Origin of the sequence: Streptomyces sp. D2-8 (genome assembly GCF_023184515.1) — a bacterium.
In the GTDB taxonomy this organism is placed as follows: Bacteria; Actinomycetota; Actinomycetes; order Streptomycetales; family Streptomycetaceae; genus Streptomyces.
The window spans coordinates 20,908-40,620 of record NZ_JAAHBP010000003.1 but is presented as its reverse complement, the minus strand read 5'-3'; the positions used below and the strand labels follow the sequence as shown (position 1 = coordinate 40,620).

Sequence of the window (19,713 nt, the reverse complement as noted above, 5' to 3'; positions counted from 1 at the left end):
TGCGAAGCGTGCGGTGCGGGCGCCGGGGTGCGCCGTCACCCCGGAGGTGCATGTGTCCTGAACGCATCAAGGACGGTAACCGCGTCCGTCCGGGGCGAACACCCCTTGCGTCAGACTCGGTTGGGCTTTCTCCCAGCACAGGACAAAGCAGGATCCGAGCAGGTCGGAGAGGGGACCGGCGGCGGTGCCGGTCCCCGTCCCCGACCTGCGCCGGGTGCGTGATTCAGCTGTTGAACGCGGCGTCGAAGGACGCGCTGGGCGGCTCGAAATCGAAGGCCTTCAGCCGGGTCAGGGCCTCGGGCGCCCCCTGGAGCCGGTCCATGCCGGCGTCCTCCCACTCGACCGAGATCGGCCCCTGGTAGTCGATGGAGCGCAGCATCCGGAAGACGTCCTCCCAGGGGACGTCGCCGTGCCCGGCGGAGACGAAGTCCCAGCCGCGCCGCGGGTCGCCCCAGGGCAGGTGGGAGCCGAGCCGGCCGTTGCGTCCGTCGAGGCGCTTGCGGGCCTCCTTGCAGTCGACGTGGTAGATCCGGTCGCGGAAGTCCCAGAGGAAGCCGACCGGGTCGAGGTCCTGCCACACGAAGTGGCTGGGGTCGAAGTTGAGGCCGAAGGCGGGGCGCCTGCCGACGGCGTCGAGGGCCTTCTGGGTGGTCCAGTAGTCGTAGGCGATCTCGCTGGGGTGGACCTCGTGCGCGAACCGCACGCCCTCGGCGTCGAAGACGTCCAGGATCGGGTTCCAGCGGTCGGCGAAGTCCTGGTAGCCGCGTTCGATCATCGCGTCGGGGGCGGGCGGGAACATGGCGACCAGGTGCCAGATGGCGGAGCCGGTGAACCCGATGACGGTGTCGACGCCGAAGGCGGCGGCGGCCCGCGCGGTGTCCTTGATCTCGGCGGCGGCCCGCTGCCGTACGCCTTCCGCGTTGCCGTCGCCCCAGATCCGGTCGGGCAGGATCGCCTGGTGGCGTTCGTCGATGATGGCGTCGCAGACGGCCTGGCCGACGAGATGGTTGGAGATGGCCCGGCATTTCAGGCCGTACTTGTCGAGAAGGGCCCGGCGGCCGTCGAGGTACCCGGGATCGGAGAGCGCCTTGTCGACTTCGAAGTGGTCGCCCCAGCAGGCGAGTTCGAGGCCGTCGTAGCCGAAGTCGCGGGCCAGGCGGCAGACCTCCTCCAGGGGCAGGTCCGCCCACTGGCCGGTGAACAGGGTGAAGGTGCGCGGCATCCTCGTGGCCTCCTCAGACCGCGATCGGCGTGTAGACGGCGTTCTTCTCGGCGCTCTCCTCGACCGCCGCGAGCACGCGCTGTACCTGCAGCCCGTCGGCGAAGGAGGGTTCGGGGCGGCGGCCCTCGGCGATGGCGTGGACGAGGTCGCGGACCTGGTGGACGAAGGTGTGCTCGTAGCCGAGGCCGTGGCCCGGCGGCCACCAGGCGTCCAGGTAGGGGTGGTCGGGTTCGGTGACGAGGATGCGGCGGAAGCCCGCTTCCGCGCCGGGCTCCGTGCCGTCGTGGAAGGACAGCTCGTTGAGCCGTTCCAGGTCGAAGGCGAGGGAGCCGCGCTCGCCGTTGAGTTCGATGCGCAGGGCGTTCTTACGGCCGGTGGCGTAGCGGGTCGCCTCGAAGGAGGCGAGGGCGCCGGAGGGGAAGCGGGCCGTGAACAGCGCGGCGTCGTCGACGGTGACCTGGCCGGTGCCTGCGGACGTGACGGCGGACAGTCCGCTCGTCGCGCCGGTGGGCAGGGGCCGTTCCCGTACGAAGGTCTCCGTGAGCGCGGAGACGCCCGCCAGCGTCTCCCCCACCAGGTACTGCGCGAGGTCGACGATGTGCGCGCCCAGGTCGCCGAGCGAGCCCGAGCCGGCCTGCTCCCTGCGCAGCCGCCAGGTCAGCGGGAACTGGGGGTCGACCAACCAGTCCTGAAGGTACGTCACGCGCACGTGCCGCAGCCTGCCCAGGCGGCCCTCTGCGACCATGCGGCGGGCCAGGGCGGTGGCGGGCACCCGGCGGTAGTTGAAGCCGACCATCGCCAGCTGGCCGCGTGCGTGGGCCTCTTCGGCCGCCAGCGCCATCGAGGTGGCTTCCTCGACGGTGTTGGCGAGGGGCTTCTCGCACAGCACGTGCTTGCCGGCGGCCAGGGCGGCCAGGGCGATCTCGGCGTGGCTGTCGCCTGGGGTGCAGATGTCGACGAGGTCGACGTCGTCCCGTTCGACGAGGGCCCGCCAGTCGGTCTCGGTGTCGGCCCAGCCGTGCCGGTCGGCCGCCGCGCGGGCGGCGGCGGCGTTCCGGCCGCAGATCACGGCCTGCACGGGGTTCAGCGGCAGGTCGAAGACGCGGCCCGCGGTGCGCCAGCCCTGGGAGTGGGCGGCGCCCATGAAGGCGTAGCCCACCATCCCCACGCGCAGGGGTGGCTTGCCTTTCTCGGTCCCTTCCGACTGCTGCTGCGGCTGTCCCATTCGGGTGTCCTCCTCGTCCTGGTCGGTGGCGCACGTGGGGGGTGCGGGGTGGATCACTTGAAGCCGGTGGACATGTACTGGTCGACGTTGGTCTTGTCGACGACGGCCGAGTAGAGCGTGAGCGACGACGGGATCTCGAACTCGGCCAGGCCGCCGATGCCCTTGCTCTGGCCGAGGGCGCGGGCGAGGTCGATCGCGGAGGCGGCCATGGTCGGCGGGTACAGCACGGTCGCCTTGAGCACGCCGTCGTCCTGCTTGATGGCCTGGAACGCGGCGAGCGCGCCGGCACCGCCGACCATCAGGAAGTCGTCGCGCCCGGCCTGCTCGATGGCGCGCAGCGCGCCCACGCCCTGGTCGTCGTCGTGGTTCCACAGGGCGTCGAACTTCGACTGGGCCTGGAGCAGTTGGGCCATCTTGGCCTGCCCTGACTCGACGGTGAACTCGGCGGCCTGCCGGGCGACCTTCTTGATGTTGGGGTAGTTCTTGAGGGCGTCGTCGAATCCCTGGGTGCGCTGCTTGGTGAGCTCGAGGTTGTCCAGGCCCGCCAGTTCGATGACGCGGGCGCCGGACTTCCCCTTGAGCTTCTCGCCGATGTAGTGCCCGGCGTTGAGGCCCATGCCGTAGTTGTCGCCGCCGATCCAGCAGCGGTAGGCCTGCGGGGTGTTGAAGATCCGGTCCAGGTTGACGACCGGGATGCCGGCGCGCATCGCCTTCAGGCCGACCTGGGTGAGGGCCTTGCCGTCGGCGGGCAGCACGACCAGGACGTCGACCTTCTTGTTGATGAGGGTCTCGATCTGGCCGATCTGCTGGGCGGTGTCGTTGGAGCCCTCGGTGATCTCCAGGGTGACGTCGGAGTACTTCTCGGCGCGGCTCTTGGCGTTGTCGTTGATGGCGTTGAGCCAGCCGTGGTCGGCCTGCGGTCCGGCGAAGCCGATGGTGACCTGCTTGCCGGGCTTGTCGTCGGCGGCCGGCTGGTCGTTGCCGGCCGGTTCGTCCTTGGAGTCGGACGGCTCGTTGCTCGTGCACCCCGTGAGGAGGGCTCCGGCGGAGACGGCGGCGGCCCCGAAGAGCAGTCCTCTGCGGCTCGTGATCTCGGTCATGGCGGGTGAACCCTTTCCTCAGGTCGTGCTCGCGGTACGGCGCTGGACCAGCACGGCGGCGACGATGATCGCGCCCTTGGCGATCTGCTGGACGTCGCTCTGCAGGTTGTTCAGGGCGAAGATGTTGGTGATCGTGGTGAAGATCAGGACGCCGAGGACGGAGCCGGTGATGGTGCCGCGGCCGCCGGTGAGGAGGGTGCCGCCGATGATCGCGGCGGCGATGGCGTCGAGTTCGTAGAGGTTGCCGTTGGTGTTCTGGCCGGAGCCGGCCAGGACGATCAGCAGGAAGGCGGCGATGCCGCAGCACAGCCCGGACAGCAGGTAGAGGTAGAGCCGCTGGCGGCGGACGTCGATGCCGGCGAGCCGGGCGGCCTCCGGGTTGCCGCCGACGGCGACCGTACGGCGTCCGAACGTGGTGCGGTTGAGCACCAGCCAGCCGATGACCGTGACGACGGCGAACACCATGACCAGGGGCGGGATACCGAGGACGTAGGCGTCGCGCTCCCCCAGGTCGAGGACGGACGGCACGCTGACGATCTGCGTCCTGCCGTCGGTGATCTGCAGGGCGAGGCCGCGGGCGGAGGCCAGCATGGCGAGGGTGGCGATGAACGGCACCATCGCGCCGTAGGCGATGAGCACCCCGTTGACCAGGCCGCAGCCGACTCCGACGAGGACCGCCGTGAAGAGGATGCCGGCGAAGCCGTACTCCTGGGTGGCGACGGTGGTGGCCCACACGGAGGCGAGGGCGACGATCGCGCCGACCGACAGGTCGATGCCGCCGGAGACGATGACGAAGGTCATGCCGACGGTGACGACGCCGATCACGGACGCCTGGGTGAGGACGAGTTGCAGGTTGCGGGTGTCGAGGAACTCGTCGGGCTTGGTGATGCCGCCGATGAGGATCAGCACGGCGAGCACGCCGAGCAGGGACAGCGTGCGGACGTCGGCGCGGAACAGCAGGCCGCGCCAGGCGGGGGGCTGGGCCTGGGGCACCTTGTCGGTGCTGCTGTCCCGCGGCGGGGAGACGGGCTGCGTCATGACGCCGGGCTTCCTTCCATGACCAGGTCGAGTACGCGGTGTTCGTCGAGCTCGCGGGCGGGTGCCGTGTGGACGACACGGCCCTCGCGCAGCACCAGCACGCGGTCGGCGAGGCCGAGCACCTCGGGCACCTCGCTGGAGACCAGCAGGACGGCGAGGCCCTCGTCCGCCAGCCGGCGGATGACCGCGTAGAGCTCGGCGCGGGCGCCGACGTCGACGCCGCGGGTGGGTTCGTCGAGCAGCAGCACCTTGCAGCCGCGCAGCAGCCAGCGGGCGAGGACGGCCTTCTGCTGGTTGCCGCCGGACAGGGTGCGCACCGGCACGGACGGGTTGTCGGGCCTCAGCGACAGCTCCCGGGTTGCGGCCCGGGCGGCTCCGAGTTCGGCGCCCCGGTCGATCCAGCCGCCGCGCGAGAAGCGGGACATGGAGGAGACCGACACGTTGCGGGTGACGGACTCCAGCATCAGCAGGGCCTGCGCCTTGCGTTCCTCGGGGGCGAGCCCGAGTCCGGCCCGGACGGCGGCCCGGACACTTCCCGGCTTCAAGGGCCTTCCCTCGACCAGCACCTGACCGGACGTCGGTTTGCGTGCCCCGTAGACGGTCTCCAGGATCTCGGAGCGGCCCGAGCCGACGAGTCCCGCGAGGCCGACGATCTCGCCCGGTCTGACCTCCAGGTCGAACGGCTCGAACTCCCCTTGCCTGGACAGGCCTTGGACCTTCAGGACGGGTTCGCCGGGCGGCGGGGAGAGGGGCCGGTCGGGGAAGACGTACTCGACGTTGCGGCCCGTCATGAGCGCGACGACCTCGCGGGTCGGGGTCGACTTCGCCGGGAGCCCGTTCGCGACGGCCCGTCCGTCCTTCAGCACCGTCACCCGGTCGCCGATGCGGCGGATCTCCTCCAGGCGGTGCGAGATGTAGACGACGGCGACTCCGGCGGCGGTGAGGTCGCCGACGATGCGGAAGAGGTTGTCGACCTCGTCCGGGTCGAGGGCGGCGGACGGCTCGTCCATCACGATGAGCCGCACGTCGTGGGAGAGCGCGCGCGCCATGGACACGATCTGCTGCTGCGCCGCCGACAGCTCCCCCACGAGCCGGGCCGGGTCGATCTCGGCATGGCCAAGTCGCTTGAGAAGAGCGGCTGTTGAAGCCTTGGCCGCCTTTCCGCGTACGACGAAGCCCGCTGCGGTCGGTTCATGCCCCAGGTGGACGTTCTCGGCGACCGACAGGTGCTCCACCAGGTCGAGTTCCTGGTAGATGGTGGCGATGCCGAGGCGCATGGCGGCGATCGGCGAGCGGAGCGTCACTTCCTCGCCGCGCCAGTGGAGGCGGCCGGTATCGGGCTGGTGGGCGCCGGCCAGCACCTTGATGAGGGTGGACTTGCCGGCCCCGTTCTGGCCGAGCAGGCAGTGCACCTCACCGGCCTGGACGTCGAGGTCCACGCCGTCGAGGGCCCGGACTCCGGGGAACGACTTGGTGATGCCGGACATGCTGAGCAGCGGTGGTTCTGGTGCCATGCGAATCCCCTTGGCGGGCGGGCCGGTGTCAGGGCGCTTGTCGGGCAGGCGTGTTCAGGGCAGGGCAGAGCAGGGCTCGGTACACGGAGCGTGGTGCTGACGTGCTGGAGTGGCGACGTACTGAAGTGCGCTTACGCGGGTGAGAACAGGTGGTCGCTGATGAGCCGGGCCGCGCCGATGACTCCGGCGGTGGGTCCCAACTCCCCCAGGACGATGGGCAGGTTGCCGGTCGCGAGCGGCAGCGACTGGCGGTAGACCTGGGTGCGGATCGCGGCGAGCAGGGTGTGGCCGAGGCCGGTCACCCCGCCGCCGATCACCACCAGGCCGGGGTTGAAGAAGCTGACCAGGCCGGCGATGACCTGGCCGGTGCGGTTGCCGCCCTCGCGGATCAGATCGAGAGCGGCGGCGTCACCGGCGGAGGCCGCCGCGGCGACGTCGACGGCGGTGAGCCCGCCGTTCGTCTCCAGCCGCGATGCCAGTTCGGCCGAGAGTCCCTGCTGGGCGGCCTCCGTGGCGTCCCGGGCGAGGGCCGCCCCGCTGAAGTGGGCCTCCAGGCAACCCCGGTTGCCGCAGGCGCAGGGGCGGCCGTCGGGAACGGCCTGGATGTGCCCGATGTCGCCGGCGCTGCCCGTCGTACCGCGGTAGACCTCACCGCCGACGACGATGCCGCAGCCGATGCCGGTGCCGATCTTGACGCAGAGGAAGTCGGCGACGGTGCGGGCGACGCCCGCGTGCTGCTCCCCCATCGCCATGAGGTTCACGTCGTTGTCGACCATGACCGGGCAGCCGAGTTCCTGGCTGAGCGCCTCCCGCACGGGGAAGCCGTCCCAACCGGGCATGATCGGCGGTGCCACCGGGATGCCCTCGGGGAAGCGGACCGGGCCCGGGACGCCGATGCCGGCGCCGTCGAACCCTTCCGCGAGCCCGGAGGCCCGCAGTTTCGCGGCCATGGCGAGGACCTGCTCGAAGACCGCGACGGGGCCTTCGCGCACGTCCATGGGCTGGTTGAGGTGCCCGAGGGTCTCCAGCTCGGCGTTGGTGACGGCGACGTCGACCGAGGTCGCGCCGATGTCGACGCCGAGGAAGCGCAGCTCGGGGTTGAGCCGGATGTTGTGGGAGCGGCGGCCACCGCGCGAGGCGGCGAGTCCGTCGGCCACGACCAGCCCCGTCTCCAGCAGCCGGTCCACCTCCACGGCCAGCTTGGACCGCGACAGGTCGACCTGGTCGCCCAGCTGGGCACGGGAGTTGGGTCCGCCGTCGCGCAACAGCTTGAGCAGTCGGGCCTGGTGGGCGTTTCCGGGTCGTGCGGTCATACGTCTCACGAGCCCCTCCCCGCCTCGATCGGCCTGTACGCGCCGGTATTCCGCCACCTCGGTGGCTTGCTTTCGGAGGGAACGTAGCAGCGGCTGCCGGGAGTGGGAAGAAGTCGCGCAGGAATTGCCCTCCCCTTTTTCCACTCACAGGACAAAGGGGAGGGTCGGGTCCCTTACCTGACAGGTAATCGACCGTGGGAAGGCGCCGGGCCAGGCTGGCATCGGTCCACGCCGACCCGATGGAGGCTCCCATGACCGACGCCCCTGCCCCGGAAGCGCTGTTGACGGCGGTGCCCTTCGCCGGTGAGCTGGGCATCTTCCTGGAGGAGTCCGGCCCGGCCCGGGTCAGGGCCGCGCTCGTCTGGGCCCCGGAGTCGTGCACGGTGGGCGGCGCGCTGCACGGCGGCGCGCTGATGACGCTCGCCGACACGGCCGGCGCGGTCTGCGCGTTCCTCAACCTGCCACCGGGCGAGCACGTCGACGGTCGAGTCGAAGACGAACTTCTTCCGCGCCGTGCGCTCGGGCACCGTGCACGCCGAGGCGCACCCCGTGCACGTGGGCCGCTCCCTCATCGCCGTGCGCACGGATCTGCGCGACGAGGCCGGCACCCTGGTGGGCCGGACGACGCAGACCCAGGCGGTACTGACGGCCGGCTGAGGCCCTGGGTCATGTCCGCCTGGGCGTCCGCCTAGGAGCGCGCCCGCGCGTGGTAGGACCGGCGCGTGTGCTCCGTGTGCGCGCGCATCAGCTGGGTGGCGCGCTGTTCGTCCCGGTCGGCGACCGCCGCGATCAGTTCGCGGTGCTCGATCCAGGACTGGTGGCCGCGCCGGCGGGCCACGGGCGTGTAGTACCAGCGCACGCGCCGGTCGACCTGGGCGGCGAGTTCGGCGAGGACCGCGTTGCCGGCGAGCTCCATGATCTTGGCGTGGAAACGGGCGTTCATGGCGACGGCCCCGTCCACGTCGTCGGCCTCGACGGCCTTCTCGCCCTCCGCGCACAGCGCTTCCAGGTCGGCGATGCCCGCGCTGTTCGCGTTGGCCGCCGCGAGCCGGGCGGCCTCGGCCTCCAGGAGCGTGCGGACCGTGAGGAGCTGGTCGGCCTCCTCCTCCGTCGGCTCGTGCACGAACGCGCCCTGGGCGGGCCGCAGATCGACCCACCCCTCGGTGTTGAGCCGCTGCAGCGCCTCGCGCACGGGCTGCCGGGAGACCCCGAGATGCCCGGCGAGTTCGCTCTCGACGAGATGCTGGCCGGGCTGCAGCGCACGGGTGGTGATGAGTTCGAGCAGCGCCTCGTAGACACGGTCGCGCAGCGGACCCGGGCGTTCCAGCTTGGGTACCGCCCCTTGGGGCAGGCCTGTCGACAGCATCGCGGTCCCCCTCCTCGGCAGGGCCGTGCACAGCGCGGCGCGAGCCGGTATCGCCGCAGAGTCAGTATTGATTGTCTTTCGTCTACAGTCTACGGCGCACAAGAGCCAGGCTTCAGGGGAGTTGACCGCGTCACACCGCGCTGCCGCTCACGGGCAGCGCACGACCTGCCCCGCGTACGACAGGTTCCCGCCGAAACCGAACAGCAGCACCGGGTCGCCGGTGACGACCACGCCCTGCTCGACCAGCTTCGAGAAGGCCAGCGGGATGCTCGCGGCCGAGGTGTTGCCGGACTCGGTGACATCGCGCGCGACGACCGCGTTGACGGCGCCGATCTTCTCCGCGAGGGGTTCGATGATGCGCAGGTTCGCCTGGTGCAGCACGACTCCGGCGAGGTCGGCCGGCTCCAGCCCGGCCCGCTCGCAGGCCCGGCGCGCTATGGGCGGCAGTTGCGTGGTGGCCCAGCGGTAGACGCTCTGCCCCTCCTGGGCGAAGCGCGGCGGGGATCCCTCGATGCGCACCGCGTTGCCCATCTCGGGCACCGAGCCCCACAGCACCGGCCCGATGGCCGGCTCGCCCGCGGCCTCCACCACCGCGGCGCCCGCCCCGTCGCCGACGAGCACGCAGGTGCTGCGGTCGCTCCAGTCGGCCACCTCGGACATCTTGTCGGCCCCGATGACCAGCACCCGGCTCGCGCCCCCCGCGCGGACGGCGTGGTCGGCGGTGGCCAGGGCGTGGGTGAAACCGGCGCACACGACGTTGAGGTCCATGGTGGCGGCCTGCGGGATGCCCAGTCGGGCCGCCACCCGGGCGGCCATGTTGGGCGAGCGGTCGACGGCGGTGGAGGTGGCGACCAGCACCAGGTCGATGTCGGCCGGGGCCAGCCCGGCCGCGGCCAGGGCCTTGGCGGCGGCGTGGGCGGCCAGTTCGTCGACCGGCTCGTCGGGGCCCGCGATGTGGCGCGTGCGGATGCCCACCCGGCTCCTGATCCACTCGTCACTGGTGTCCACCAGGCCCGCCAGGTCCTCGTTGGTGAGTACCTTGGCGGGCTGGTAGTGGCCGACGGCGGCGATGCGTGAGCCGTTCATTGGGTGGGTCCCCCTCGTTGCCTTGGGTAGCGGATCCACCAGTCTGATCAGTGACTCACGGGTACGAGGACAGCCAAGACGACAGGAAACGAGCGCCGGGGTTGTCAGCTTCGGTCAGCACCCTGGGCCCCCGGACACCTGTCGAACGGCTACCCGGTGAAGAGCTGCGTCGCCTTCCGCACCAGTTCGTACAGTCCGTAGGCGAGCGGTACACCGACCCACACCCAGGCGACGGCGATCAGCCACCGCCGGTCCGGGCTAGGCGGACTCTGACTGCTGTCGCCGGCCATGGGCGGCCTCCTTCGGGGCGGGGACGTGGTGGCGGGGGTCGACGGGCCGGACCAGTTCGTTGGCGACGAAACCGACGACGAGCAGCCCGATCATGATGACGAACGACAACCCGTACAGGGACGCGCCGTGCCGGCCGGCCTCCTCCTGCCGGTCGGCGATCCAGTTCACGATCAGCGGGCCGAGCACCCCGGCCGTGGACCAGGCGGTGAGCAGCCGCCCGTGGATGGCACCGACCTGGTACGTACCGAACAAATCCTTCATATAGGCCGAAATCGTGGCGAAACCACCGCCATAGAAGGAGAGGATGACCAGCGCGCACAGGATGAACAGCGGCTTGGAGGAGTCTCCGAACAGGGCGATGAGCGCGTACATCAGCGCGCCGGCGCCCAGGTAGGCGGGGGGAGGAGATACGCGTGATAGCCGCCATTTCATAGCAGAGCGTGACGCTCGAGTACGGTGAGTGTGCGCACGCTCCGTGATCTGGCCCTGGCCCCGCTACCGGGATCGTCGCTGTTTATGGTGGCCGCTGTCAGTCGGTCGGGCGTGGGGCGGTTGGTGTGGCGTCGCTGGAGCGGACGGCGTATCCGACGTTCAAGAGGCTGATCTCGGAACGGGAGTTGCGGGAGTTCTTCACGCCGTCGGCGGAGGATGTGGCGTGGGCACGTGAACGTACGCATGACCGCCCGGGCCGGGTCCTGGCGCTGCTGGTGATGCTGAAGTCCGCGGCACGGCTGGGCCGTGTCCCCAAGCTCGGGGACATACCCGGGGCGGTCGTGGCTCATGTGCGCGATCAGGCGGCGCTCGCTGCGGGGACGGCGCCAGAGACGGACTCCGAGCGGAGCGAGGAGCGCTACCGTTCCGCCGTACGTGAGCGCTTGGAGCTGAAGCACAAGCCGGGCGAGGCCCGCGCGGCCGCGGAGGCGGCGATGCGGGCGGCGGCGCCGGTGAAGGCGCATACCGCGGACCTGGTGAACGTGGCGCTGGAGGAGCTGGTCCGGCAGAAGGAGCGGCTGGAGCTGCCGGCGTTTTCCACCCTGGACCGGATGGCTGCCCGTAATCCGCTCCGAGATAGAAGCCTCGCAGTGCGAGGCGATCGTCGCGCGCATGAGTGACGCGGCGCGGGAGCGGGTCGCAGGCATGCTGGAGGTCGCCGAGGGCGAGTACCAGAGCCTGTTCGCGTGGATCAAGCAGCCCGCCCGGCGGGCGACCTGGTCACGGTTCAGGGCCCATGCGGAGCGGATGGAGAGGGTGGACGGGCTGGGGGATGCCGTCTTTGGGTGGGGAAGACACCGCCTGCGAAGGTGGGCGCGCTGACCGAGCAGGCGAGGGTGCTGTCGGTGGGCGAGATGAAGGACATCGCCGACCCGCGCCGCACCGCGATGACCGTGTGCCTGCTCGCGCAGGTGCAGGCGGCGGTGCGGGACGAGACCGTGGTGATGCTCTCCAAGCGCATGTCCCGGCACCTCAAACGGGCCCAGGAAGAGCTGCTGGAGATCGAGAAGCGGCAGAAGGAGACCACCGAGCAGCTCCTGGCCACCTTCCGGGACGTGCTGACCGCCCTGCGCGGCAGCGGCGAGGCCGCTCCCGGCGCGTGGGAGGGGGAGGCGTCGCTGGATGACCTGCTTGCGCTGAAGAACGCCCGGGCCGCCATCAAGGCGGCGGGCGGGTTCGAGGCCCAGATGGCGGAGCTGGAGGCCCTGGACGCCTACCGGGGCAGCAACTACACGGCGCTGGTAGAGCGCTTCTTCAAGCCGGACCGGCCGACCATGTTCAAGATCGCCCGCCGTCTGTCGTTCACCGCGACCTCGACCGACCGCAGCGTGCTGGACGCGCTGGACCACGTCCTCGCTCACCAGCACCTCACCCGGCCCCTCGTGGCGGACACACATCCCACCAGCACCGACGAGAACGGGGAGTTGGTACGGCTGGACCTGTCGTTCGCGCCGAAGATGTGGCTGAAGACTGTCTACTCCCGTGAACAGCCGGGGATGCTGGTCCGCCGCCATTTCGCGGCAATGGTGTTCGCCTGCCTCGTGGAGGAGCTGCGCTGCGGTGATGTCGCCGTGAACGGCGCCGAGGAGTACGGTGACTGGACCCGCATGCTCCTGCCCTGGGAGCAGTGCGAGCCCAAGCTCGCGGGCTTCTGCGACCAGGCAGGCTTCCCGGCCACCGCGAGCGAGTTCACCGTCCGGCTGCGCGAGGCGCTCACCATGATCGCCGAAACCCCTGACTTCATGGCCTTGCGCGAAAGGACCCGGACCAGTGATGGTCCGGGACCCTTCTGCCTACGCGTCGGTCGCCCAGCGCCAGGTTCCGCCCCGGCAGGACACGACGACGCCGCCGTCCCGTACATGCAGGACGTCGTCGTCCTCGTCCCACGTCATGCGCAGGACCTCGTCGTGCGGGTCCCCGCGAAGCACCCTCTTCCACAGTGGGTCGGAGGGCGCTCCCGGGGTGTGCAGCGCGATGGACCGTACGTCGTCGAGCGTCAGCGTCACCGGCCCCAGAGGCCGGTACGGCTCTGTCTCCGACTCGGCGTACGCGGCGGCGAAGGCCAGCTCCACCCGCAGGGTCTCGCCCGTGGGCAGCACGGACAGCCGAAAGCCCTCGGACTCGACGTCGATCTCACCGACGCCGGGAACGCGCCACCCCGAGATCTCCCGCCCGGCCGGGCCGGGTTCGTCGTCGAGGACCGGTGTGCAGTCATGCCACATGGGGACAGCCTTTCACTTCACAGCGCTCGGGGAGCGTGGGGGGGGGGAGGGTCCTGCCCGCCCTGCCCCACGCTCCCCGAGTCTCATGTCAGCTCATGTCAGGTTGTGACAGAGCGTCACAGGGAACGCCCGGCGCGGTAGATGTGCCGGAGGCCGGGCCGGTAGGCCCACTTTCCGTACCTCTTGCCGCCCCGGTAGTACTGCACGTGCGGGAACCCCATGTGCTTGTTCTTGTAGCGGATCCGGCGCCACCGCGCGCCCAGTCCCTTGCCCTTGGGACGAGCACCCCACTTGTTGTAGTGAGGCTTCTTTCCCCGGACGTCGACGCGGTAGCCGCGCTTGGTCTGGATGCTGTTCTTGACCGACCTCTTCGCGATGTAGCGCGTGCCGGCCTTGATCGCCATGCTGCGGAGGAACCCGCCGCCCGACACCGCGCTCACCACGCCGGCGACCTGGCGTGTCCGCTTGCCCGGGCACCACTTGGAGCAGGCCCAGGCCGCCGCGCTGACCGCGAGCCAACCCCACCGACCGTCGAGGTCGTAGCAGTTCAGGGGGTTGGCTGAACAGTAGTCGTAGGCGTTGGCGTTGCCGCCGTAGATCGGGTCCGTGGACAGGAACCGGCCCGTGGCGGGGTTGTAGAGGCGGACGCCCATCAGCGTGAGACCGGTCAGGGTCTCGGTGGACCGCTGCTTGCCGCCGAGCCAGGCGTAGCGCGTCGCCGGCTGCCCGGCCCGGGGGTTGCCGTACTCGTCCGAGTCCAGGGCGACGGGCGCCTTGCCCGCGTCCAGCGGCAGTCGGAGGGCCACGTCACCGTGCAGGTTGGTGAGCTGGAGGACCACGTCACCGGTCTTGCCGGTGGTGGCGGCCAGGTCACCGCTCGCGGAGTCGACGTTACGGGTCAGGGCTCCGGTGGCCACGTCCTCGACGATCCAGCGGGGGTTGTCCTCCTCGCCGTCGTAGTGGTTGACCTTGGACTGCTCCAGGGTCCACGTGCTGCCGCCGCCGCGCTCCACCGTCCAGGAACGGAACCGCTGCGCGGAGTCCAGGTTCCAGGTCTGACGCTTGCCGTCGGCGGTCTGGCGGTGAACCAGGTCGTTGACGTGGTAGCCGATCGTGCCGTTGCCCGGAGCCGCGGTGGTCCGGCCGAAGGCGTCGTAGGTGTAGCCGGAGTCGACGATGCGGTCGGCGCTGTCGTAGGTGGAGTTGGTGGTGGTGCCTCCGCTGGTCGGGCAGTCCGCGCCGGGCGCGCCGGTCGCCTTGGTCAGTGACGTGCGGTTGGTCCGGACGTCGAAGGCGTAGACACGGCGGGTGCAGACGGTGTCGGCGGTGTCCTCGACGGTGGTGAGGCGTCCGGTCGCGTCGTACCGGAACGTCTGCTCGGACCAGCCGCTGTGGCTGGTGTTCTGGGCGTGGATGGACTGCGTGATGGTGTCCGAGTAGACCAGGGTGCCGTCGCTGTCGCGCGTGTACGTGCGCTCCAGCGAGGCCCCGGCGGTGTCCTCGCGCTGCCGCAGTGTGTAGCCGCCGGGCAGCTTCTCACTGCTGACGGAGCCGTCCGCGTCGTACCGGGCCTCGAAGGCGCCGGCGACGGAGTCGGTGGTCCTCGTGGCCAGGCCGCGCGGCTCGACCGTGTGGTCGTAGGTGTAGGTCACCGTGGACGGGGCCGTGTCGGTGACCTTGACCGGGCGGTCCAGCAGGTCGTACTCGGTCGTCGTGGTGCCGCCGTCGGCGTCGGCGTAGGAGATGAGCCGTCCGAGCCTGTCGAACTTCTTGGTGATCGTGCCGCCCGACGCCGACGTGGTCTTCGCCACCTCGCCGTTGGCCGGGTCGTACTCCGTGGTCACCTCCGGTACGGCCTGTCCGATGCCGCCGCTGAACGTGACCTTGGTCTGCCGCCCCGCGGAGTCGTACGTCGTGGTCGTGGTCCGGGTCGTGCTGCCGGACGTCTCGATGACCTTGGCCTGGTGGCCCCACCAGTCGTACTCGCTGGTCGTGGTGGGCAGGGTGGCCGGGTTGCTGCCACCCCCGGTGATCGCGCCGGCCGGGCCGGTGCTGCACACCGCGTCGGCCCACTCCGGGCGGCCGGCGCAGGCGCCGGTGCCGGTGGCGGACCAGTACGTCGTCACCCTCGTGGCGGCGTCCGAGCCGGTGGAGCCGGGTGGTATCTGCTTGGTGACCCGTCCCTGGGCGTCGTACTCGGTGGTCGTGGTCAGCGCCAGACCGCCCGGGTCCTGGACGGACTTGACGGACAGGCCCTTGGCCCAGTCGTAGACCGTCTGCGTGGCGCGCTTCTCGCCCTTCGCCGAGGGGTGCTCACGCACCTGGGCGCCCACGGTCGCCTTGGTGATCTGGTCCTTGACCTTGGCGGTGCCGTCGGTGGGACGCCCCGCGTCGTACTCGTTCACCGTCCATGTGCGGGCGAGCACCGGGGTGCCAGCCGGCACCAGGACGGTCGTGCCGGACTTCAGGTCGGCGGTGAGGTCGATACGCCGCAGCGAACCGAACTCCTCCAGTTCCCGGGTGCCGGCCTCGTTGTAGACGGAGCGCGTGGACAGCAGCTCGGCGCGCTCGGCGGAGGAGACCTGGGCGATGCCCAGTTCCGCCTGGGCCGCCCGGTCGTCGGCGCCGAGGCCGAGCGCGACGGCTCGGTTGGCCGCCGACAATTCGCGCACGGTGTTGCCGAACCGGTCGTACTCGGTGGTGGTGATGTGACCGCCGGGGGAGGCCGAGTTGACCTCGCGGCCGGAGACCCCGAGGTAGTGCACCTCGGCGCGCTTGTAGGCGGTCGCGGTCAGCGAACCGCCCGTGTGGGAGGCCGGAACGGCGTCCGCGGGGAAGACCGCGGTGGCGTCCGTCGGAGCATCGGTCTGCCCCCATGCCTTCACGTCGGCGGCACCCATGGCATACGGTGCCGCGGCGCCGGTGAGGGGCACCCCGTACACCAAGCTCGTGGCGGCCGTGCCCTGCTCCGTGGCGGCCGTCCCCGACTGGAGGCCGGACCGGCTCGCCTTGAGCAGCATGCCGTCACCGGCGGCGGAACCGGAACCGGCCGTGCCGTAGGTGAAGGTCCACGGGAGTTCACCGGGTTTCGTGAAGCCGGTGACCCGGCCCGCGGCGTCGTAGCCGTACTCGGTCTTCAGCGCCGGGGTGACCAGCGGGTTCCAGGCCTGGCGCAGGCGGCCTTCGCCGTCGTACCGGTACGTCTGCACGGTCTTCGACGTCGCCGCGGCCGCGCCGGGCTCCGTGGACCACATACGGATCTCCTTCACCTGGCCGCTGACGTCACCGAAGGCGGTGGCGGTGGCGGTGGTGGAGGAGGCGTAGACGAACTCCAGGGCGCGGCAGCCCTTGGTCGTCGGGGACGCGGTGCAGGTGGCGGCGGACGCGGCGGAGGTCGGCGCGATGACCCGCTTGGGCCGGGCCAGCTTCTTGCCGTCGACCGTCACCGCTTCGGACACCACGGTGGTGGACGACTGCGCCAGACCGTCCAGGAGGGTGCTGGACACCTGCCAGGTGGTGGCGGCCGGGTCGGGCTTCGTGAACTCGGTGACGGTGCCCTCGGTGTCCGAGAGCGTGAACGAACCGGTGACGCCGCCGGTGAGCGTCAGGTCCTCGGATCCGGGTTCGGCGATCCAGCCGGTCTTGTTCGCGTTGGCGGTGAAGTGGATGGCATCGCCCTCCAGCAGGACCACGTCGACGGCGGTGTCGGAGGTCTTGCGGATGTGGCTGAACTCGGACTCGGTGAGCTCCGAGGCGGTGCCGACCACCCACTCCTTGCCGAAGACCGGGGCCTGCCCCTCCTGCTTGGCGCCCTGCTCGGGCCGGCGTGAAGAGGCGGTACGGGAGATCTCCAGGTCGAACGCGGATGCGTCGGTGTCCGAGAGAACGTAATCGCCGGTCAGCAGGTTCACGCTGCCCGGGCCGACCTCGCTCGTCGCGGCGCCGTCGGCGTTGCGGTCGACGACGACGGTGAGCGGCTCGGTGCTGCCGGAGGCGCTGTTCGGCCCGGTGAAGTCGGCCTTGATCTGCACGGAGCCGTCAGGGTCGACGGTCCCGGCCGCGTTCCACACCAGTTGTGCGTTCTTTCCACCGGTCAGCGCCACCGGCCAGGTGGTGAGCGGGTTTCCGCCGGAGGTGACGTCCCCGGCCGGGATTCTCACCCAGGCGTCGGCCTCGGAGCGGCGCCAGGAGAAGGACACCGCGTTGTACTTGGACGCGTCGGCCTCGGCGACCAGCGGCAGACGGCGGGCGGTGCGCTCCCCGTCCGACGGCTGGATGAAGCCGCCGGGGCCGGCGTGGAAGGTGTACTCGCGGGCCTCGGACTTGTTGTCCGCCTTGTCCACCGCGCGGACCTGGAGCGTGTGGGTGCCGTTCTTCGGCGGGGTGATGGAGATGGCCTTGGCGGCACTGGAGCCGCCGGTGGCGACCTTGGTCCAGGTCACGCCGTCCAGCGACCATTCGAGCCAGTTGTGGTCGGCGGCGGGCGGAGTGACGGTGAAGGTGCCGGCCTGGCCGACGCCCTTGACCCAGGCGCCCGACGGGTAGTCCGTGGAGGTGATGTTCGTCGGGGCGGACGGGGCGCTGGTGTCGACGGTGAAGGTCTTCCAGGCCGACCAGCCGGTGTTGTAGTGCGCGCCGTCGTACGGCGAGGTGCGGAACTTGTACGTCTTGCCGTTGGTCAGCACGCCGGACGGGACGGTCACCGAGGCGACCTGCCCGGAGGGCACGTACTTCGACACGATGACGTCGCCGACCTGCGTGTTGGTGGCGTTGTCGAAGATCTGGAAGGTGCCGTTGACCTTGTCACCGTCGGCGTCGACGAAGGTGTCCCGCAGCGTCGGCGTGGTGGTGTTCACCGTGTAGGCGCCGCTGTAGGAGAAGTACGGCGGGCCGGCCTCCTGCTTGGTGCCGGTGCGCGGCCGGTAGTTGTAGTTCACCACCAGCTTCGGCGGGTTGGACGCGGCGTTGGCGGAGTTGACCCGCTTCCACTGCGCGATGACCGACTCGTCCGTGGCACGGATGCCCATGTGACCGCGGGTGGTCTTGGCGGAGGCCCACTCCTGCACAAGGGTCGTCACGTCGGCGTTGATCCAGCCGTCCGGCTGTGTGGAGCATCCGGCGTTGCCGCGCGTTTCCGTCGAGGTGGCCTTCTTCGCCGTCATCGTCGGACGGTTCGTCCACCGGCTGGAGGTGGATGCCGCACCGGAGGCCCACACCTCCCACGGGTAGAGCTTGCAGTCCGTGTTGCCGGAGTGGAAGTTCCACAGCGACAGCTTCGCGTCCAAGACCAGCGCGTCCTGGACGGGCGTGGTGTTCCACGAGATGAACGACTGCGCCGTGCGCGGCGTGCCGTCCGCATTCTTCGTGCCCGGGTTGCCGAAGTCCAGTTCGGTGTCGGCGGACCAGTCCACCGTCTCGCCCTGCTGGACGTAGGTGTCGAAAACGTTGGACAGCGACGAGGTGGACGGGTCCACAGTGACCGGGTACTGCGTGTCCGGGTCGGCGAGGAACTCGGCGTCCGGCGTGATCACCAGGTCGACGGAGGAGCCCTTGCGTACGACCTTCAGGCCGACCTCGGCCTTGCGGGTGTGCTCACCGGACCGTTTGTCGACGGTGGAGTCCCACATCACCGGAGCGGGCATCACGGCCCGCTTCTTGTTCTTCTTGTCGGTGAACTGCACGCTGCCGTCGGCGAGTTGCTTCACCTTCAGGCCCTTGGCCTGCAGCGGCAGCGTGTACGAGTAGCCACCCGTACCGGGGCGCTGCTTGATCTCGACGAACTGCTCGAAACCGGTACGCGTGGCCTCGACCACCACGTCCGCGCCGGGAACGGCGTTGACGTACTCCGCCCGCGTCCCGTCCAGCTTCGGCTTGGGCAGGCCGCCCTTCCACTGCAGGGTGATCTGCTCATCGCCCTCGCCCAGGGTCACGAGGTCGGTGGCCTTGGCCTCACGCGCCGCCGTCAGCGACTTCGCCGGGGTCCCGGTCCTGCCGGCCAGCCGCAGCCCGTCGGGATGGGCCTTGGGCTCCACCCCGCCGCTCACCTCGTACAGGTCGACATCGACGTCGGTCCAGTGGCCGGTGTCCGGGTCACGGAAACGGATCGGGCCGGCGGCCATTTCCGTCGTCAGGCTGCCGTCCTTGTTGGCCCAGGTGGTCGACGTCTCGGTGCGCTCGCTCAGCGCCTCCACCCGGTGGCCGTGCAGCCGGGCGGCGACACGAGCCGAGGGGAGGTCGGCAGCCTCCTTGACGCTCGGCTTCTTCGCAGCGGCGGTCGCCGGCTCCTGAGTCGACCCCAGGCTGAGCGCCACGGCATCACCGGAGTTCGCGACCAGCAGCGCCGTCTCCGCGGCCAGCAGGATGGCTGCACCGAGCGCGATGCTCGGCAGCACCCGTCTGCGGTGCTGGAAGGCCAGCACAGAGCCCTCCCACTCCTGTGGAGCGGGCACGGTAGGTCTCATCGAGCAGTTGCTCCTTGAAAATCAGAACATACGGACGGTTGATCCAAGCACCTCGCCGGCCATGACGGGAGCGAGATTCTCTTCACTGACCGCGCGTACAACCATCCGATGAATCAAGGGGTCTTGAAGGCGATGAGGTGTATCAAGGGGGTGCCTCGGCTGCGGATGACACGTTTCGAGGCACACGTGCGATCGGATTCCGCATGCGCGCCGACCGTGATCAAGCCGACGGCCCACTGGCCGCATAACGGAATCAGATCTTGAACGGCGCTCGCGAGGGAGCCGCTCGTCAGCTGAGTCGACACCGTGGCGGCCGACTGGAGCTCGGCACGACCATGGGCGCGCACCCCGTGACTGCGGTGCCTCTGGCACTTGCTGAATCA

13 protein-coding genes and 1 pseudogene are annotated in these 19,713 nt (G+C 70.4%); 3 read left to right on the top strand and 11 right to left on the bottom strand.

All coding sequences use genetic code 11. The features are described from left to right. Positions 1–223 precede the first annotated feature (223 nt). The 6 genes from G3I77_RS06555 to G3I77_RS06530 form a co-directional block, all read right to left on the bottom strand. Positions 224–1,222 carry a sugar phosphate isomerase/epimerase gene (locus tag G3I77_RS06555; RefSeq protein WP_248501641.1) on the bottom strand — a complete coding sequence of 333 codons (999 nt, stop codon included), beginning with the start codon at positions 1,220–1,222 and terminating at the stop codon, positions 224–226. 13 nt (positions 1,223–1,235) lie between these two features. After that, entirely contained in the window at positions 1,236–2,447 is a 1,212-nt protein-coding gene (locus tag G3I77_RS06550; RefSeq protein WP_248501640.1) for a Gfo/Idh/MocA family protein, read from the bottom strand. 53 nt (positions 2,448–2,500) lie between these two features. Beyond that, positions 2,501–3,547: a substrate-binding domain-containing protein gene (locus G3I77_RS06545; RefSeq protein WP_248501639.1), complete on the bottom strand. Its 1,047-nt coding sequence runs from the start codon at positions 3,545–3,547 to the stop codon at positions 2,501–2,503. An 18-nt stretch (positions 3,548–3,565) separates the two neighbouring features. Next, a complete protein-coding gene (locus G3I77_RS06540; RefSeq protein ID WP_248501638.1) occupies positions 3,566–4,585 on the bottom strand; it encodes an ABC transporter permease in 1,020 nt (339 codons plus the stop codon). After that, positions 4,582–6,099 (bottom strand): sugar ABC transporter ATP-binding protein, encoded by a 1,518-nt coding sequence (locus tag G3I77_RS06535; protein ID WP_248501637.1) that lies wholly within the window; start codon positions 6,097–6,099, stop codon positions 4,582–4,584. The genes G3I77_RS06540 and G3I77_RS06535 overlap by 4 nt, the downstream gene beginning before the upstream one ends. Before the next feature lie 131 nt (positions 6,100–6,230). Further along, positions 6,231–7,412: an ROK family transcriptional regulator gene (locus tag G3I77_RS06530; RefSeq protein ID WP_248501636.1), complete on the bottom strand. Its 1,182-nt coding sequence runs from the start codon at positions 7,410–7,412 to the stop codon at positions 6,231–6,233. 251 nt (positions 7,413–7,663) lie between these two features. Between G3I77_RS06530 and G3I77_RS06525 the strand changes: the two are divergent. Beyond that, a pseudogene (locus G3I77_RS06525) lies at positions 7,664–8,069 on the top strand (PaaI family thioesterase). A gap of 31 nt (positions 8,070–8,100) precedes the next feature. Here the strand turns inward: G3I77_RS06525 and G3I77_RS06520 are convergent. From G3I77_RS06520 to G3I77_RS06505, 4 genes are all read right to left on the bottom strand, one after another. Beyond that, complete coding sequence (locus tag G3I77_RS06520) at positions 8,101–8,778, bottom strand: GntR family transcriptional regulator (protein ID WP_248501635.1); 678 nt, start codon at positions 8,776–8,778, stop codon at positions 8,101–8,103. A gap of 147 nt (positions 8,779–8,925) precedes the next feature. After that, a complete protein-coding gene (locus G3I77_RS06515; RefSeq protein WP_248501634.1) occupies positions 8,926–9,864 on the bottom strand; it encodes a beta-ketoacyl-ACP synthase III in 939 nt (312 codons plus the stop codon). 149 nt (positions 9,865–10,013) lie between these two features. Continuing rightward, positions 10,014–10,154 carry a hypothetical protein gene (locus tag G3I77_RS06510; protein WP_248501633.1) on the bottom strand — a complete coding sequence of 47 codons (141 nt, stop codon included), beginning with the start codon at positions 10,152–10,154 and terminating at the stop codon, positions 10,014–10,016. Further along, entirely contained in the window at positions 10,123–10,635 is a 513-nt protein-coding gene (locus G3I77_RS06505; RefSeq protein WP_374385380.1) for an MFS transporter, read from the bottom strand. The genes G3I77_RS06510 and G3I77_RS06505 overlap by 32 nt, the downstream gene beginning before the upstream one ends. Positions 10,636–10,712: 77 nt before the next feature. On the opposite strand from G3I77_RS06505, the gene G3I77_RS06500 reads away from it, so the two are divergent. Both G3I77_RS06500 and G3I77_RS06495 read left to right on the top strand, forming a co-directional pair. Continuing rightward, positions 10,713–11,267 carry a DUF4158 domain-containing protein gene (locus G3I77_RS06500; protein WP_248501632.1) on the top strand — a complete coding sequence of 185 codons (555 nt, stop codon included), beginning with the start codon at positions 10,713–10,715 and terminating at the stop codon, positions 11,265–11,267. A 165-nt stretch (positions 11,268–11,432) separates the two neighbouring features. Next, a complete protein-coding gene (locus G3I77_RS06495) occupies positions 11,433–13,010 on the top strand; it encodes a hypothetical protein (RefSeq protein ID WP_248501631.1) in 1,578 nt (525 codons plus the stop codon). Here the strand turns inward: G3I77_RS06495 and G3I77_RS06490 are convergent. After that, positions 12,986–19,330 (bottom strand): DNRLRE domain-containing protein, encoded by a 6,345-nt coding sequence (locus tag G3I77_RS06490; protein ID WP_248501630.1) that lies wholly within the window; start codon positions 19,328–19,330, stop codon positions 12,986–12,988. The two genes, G3I77_RS06495 and G3I77_RS06490, sit on opposite strands and share 25 nt — an antisense overlap. Positions 19,331–19,713: the final 383 nt, after the last annotated feature.

What these genes read in the sequence shown, in the direction of transcription:
- G3I77_RS06540 (WP_248501638.1), bottom strand. Translation starts at nt 4,585, where the DNA reads ATGACGCAGCCCGTCTCCCCGCCGCGGGACAGCAGCACCGACAAGGTG.
- G3I77_RS06510 (WP_248501633.1), bottom strand. Translation starts at nt 10,154, where the DNA reads ATGGCCGGCGACAGCAGTCAGAGTCCGCCTAGCCCGGACCGGCGGTGG.
- G3I77_RS06545 (WP_248501639.1), bottom strand. Translation starts at nt 3,547, where the DNA reads ATGACCGAGATCACGAGCCGCAGAGGACTGCTCTTCGGGGCCGCCGCC.
- G3I77_RS06550 (WP_248501640.1), bottom strand. Translation starts at nt 2,447, where the DNA reads ATGGGACAGCCGCAGCAGCAGTCGGAAGGGACCGAGAAAGGCAAGCCA.
- G3I77_RS06520 (WP_248501635.1), bottom strand. Translation starts at nt 8,778, where the DNA reads ATGCTGTCGACAGGCCTGCCCCAAGGGGCGGTACCCAAGCTGGAACGC.
- G3I77_RS06515 (WP_248501634.1), bottom strand. Translation starts at nt 9,864, where the DNA reads ATGAACGGCTCACGCATCGCCGCCGTCGGCCACTACCAGCCCGCCAAG.
- G3I77_RS06530 (WP_248501636.1), bottom strand. Translation starts at nt 7,412, where the DNA reads ATGACCGCACGACCCGGAAACGCCCACCAGGCCCGACTGCTCAAGCTG.
- G3I77_RS06535 (WP_248501637.1), bottom strand. Translation starts at nt 6,099, where the DNA reads ATGGCACCAGAACCACCGCTGCTCAGCATGTCCGGCATCACCAAGTCG.
- G3I77_RS06490 (WP_248501630.1), bottom strand. Translation starts at nt 19,330, where the DNA reads ATGAGACCTACCGTGCCCGCTCCACAGGAGTGGGAGGGCTCTGTGCTG.
- G3I77_RS06555 (WP_248501641.1), bottom strand. Translation starts at nt 1,222, where the DNA reads ATGCCGCGCACCTTCACCCTGTTCACCGGCCAGTGGGCGGACCTGCCC.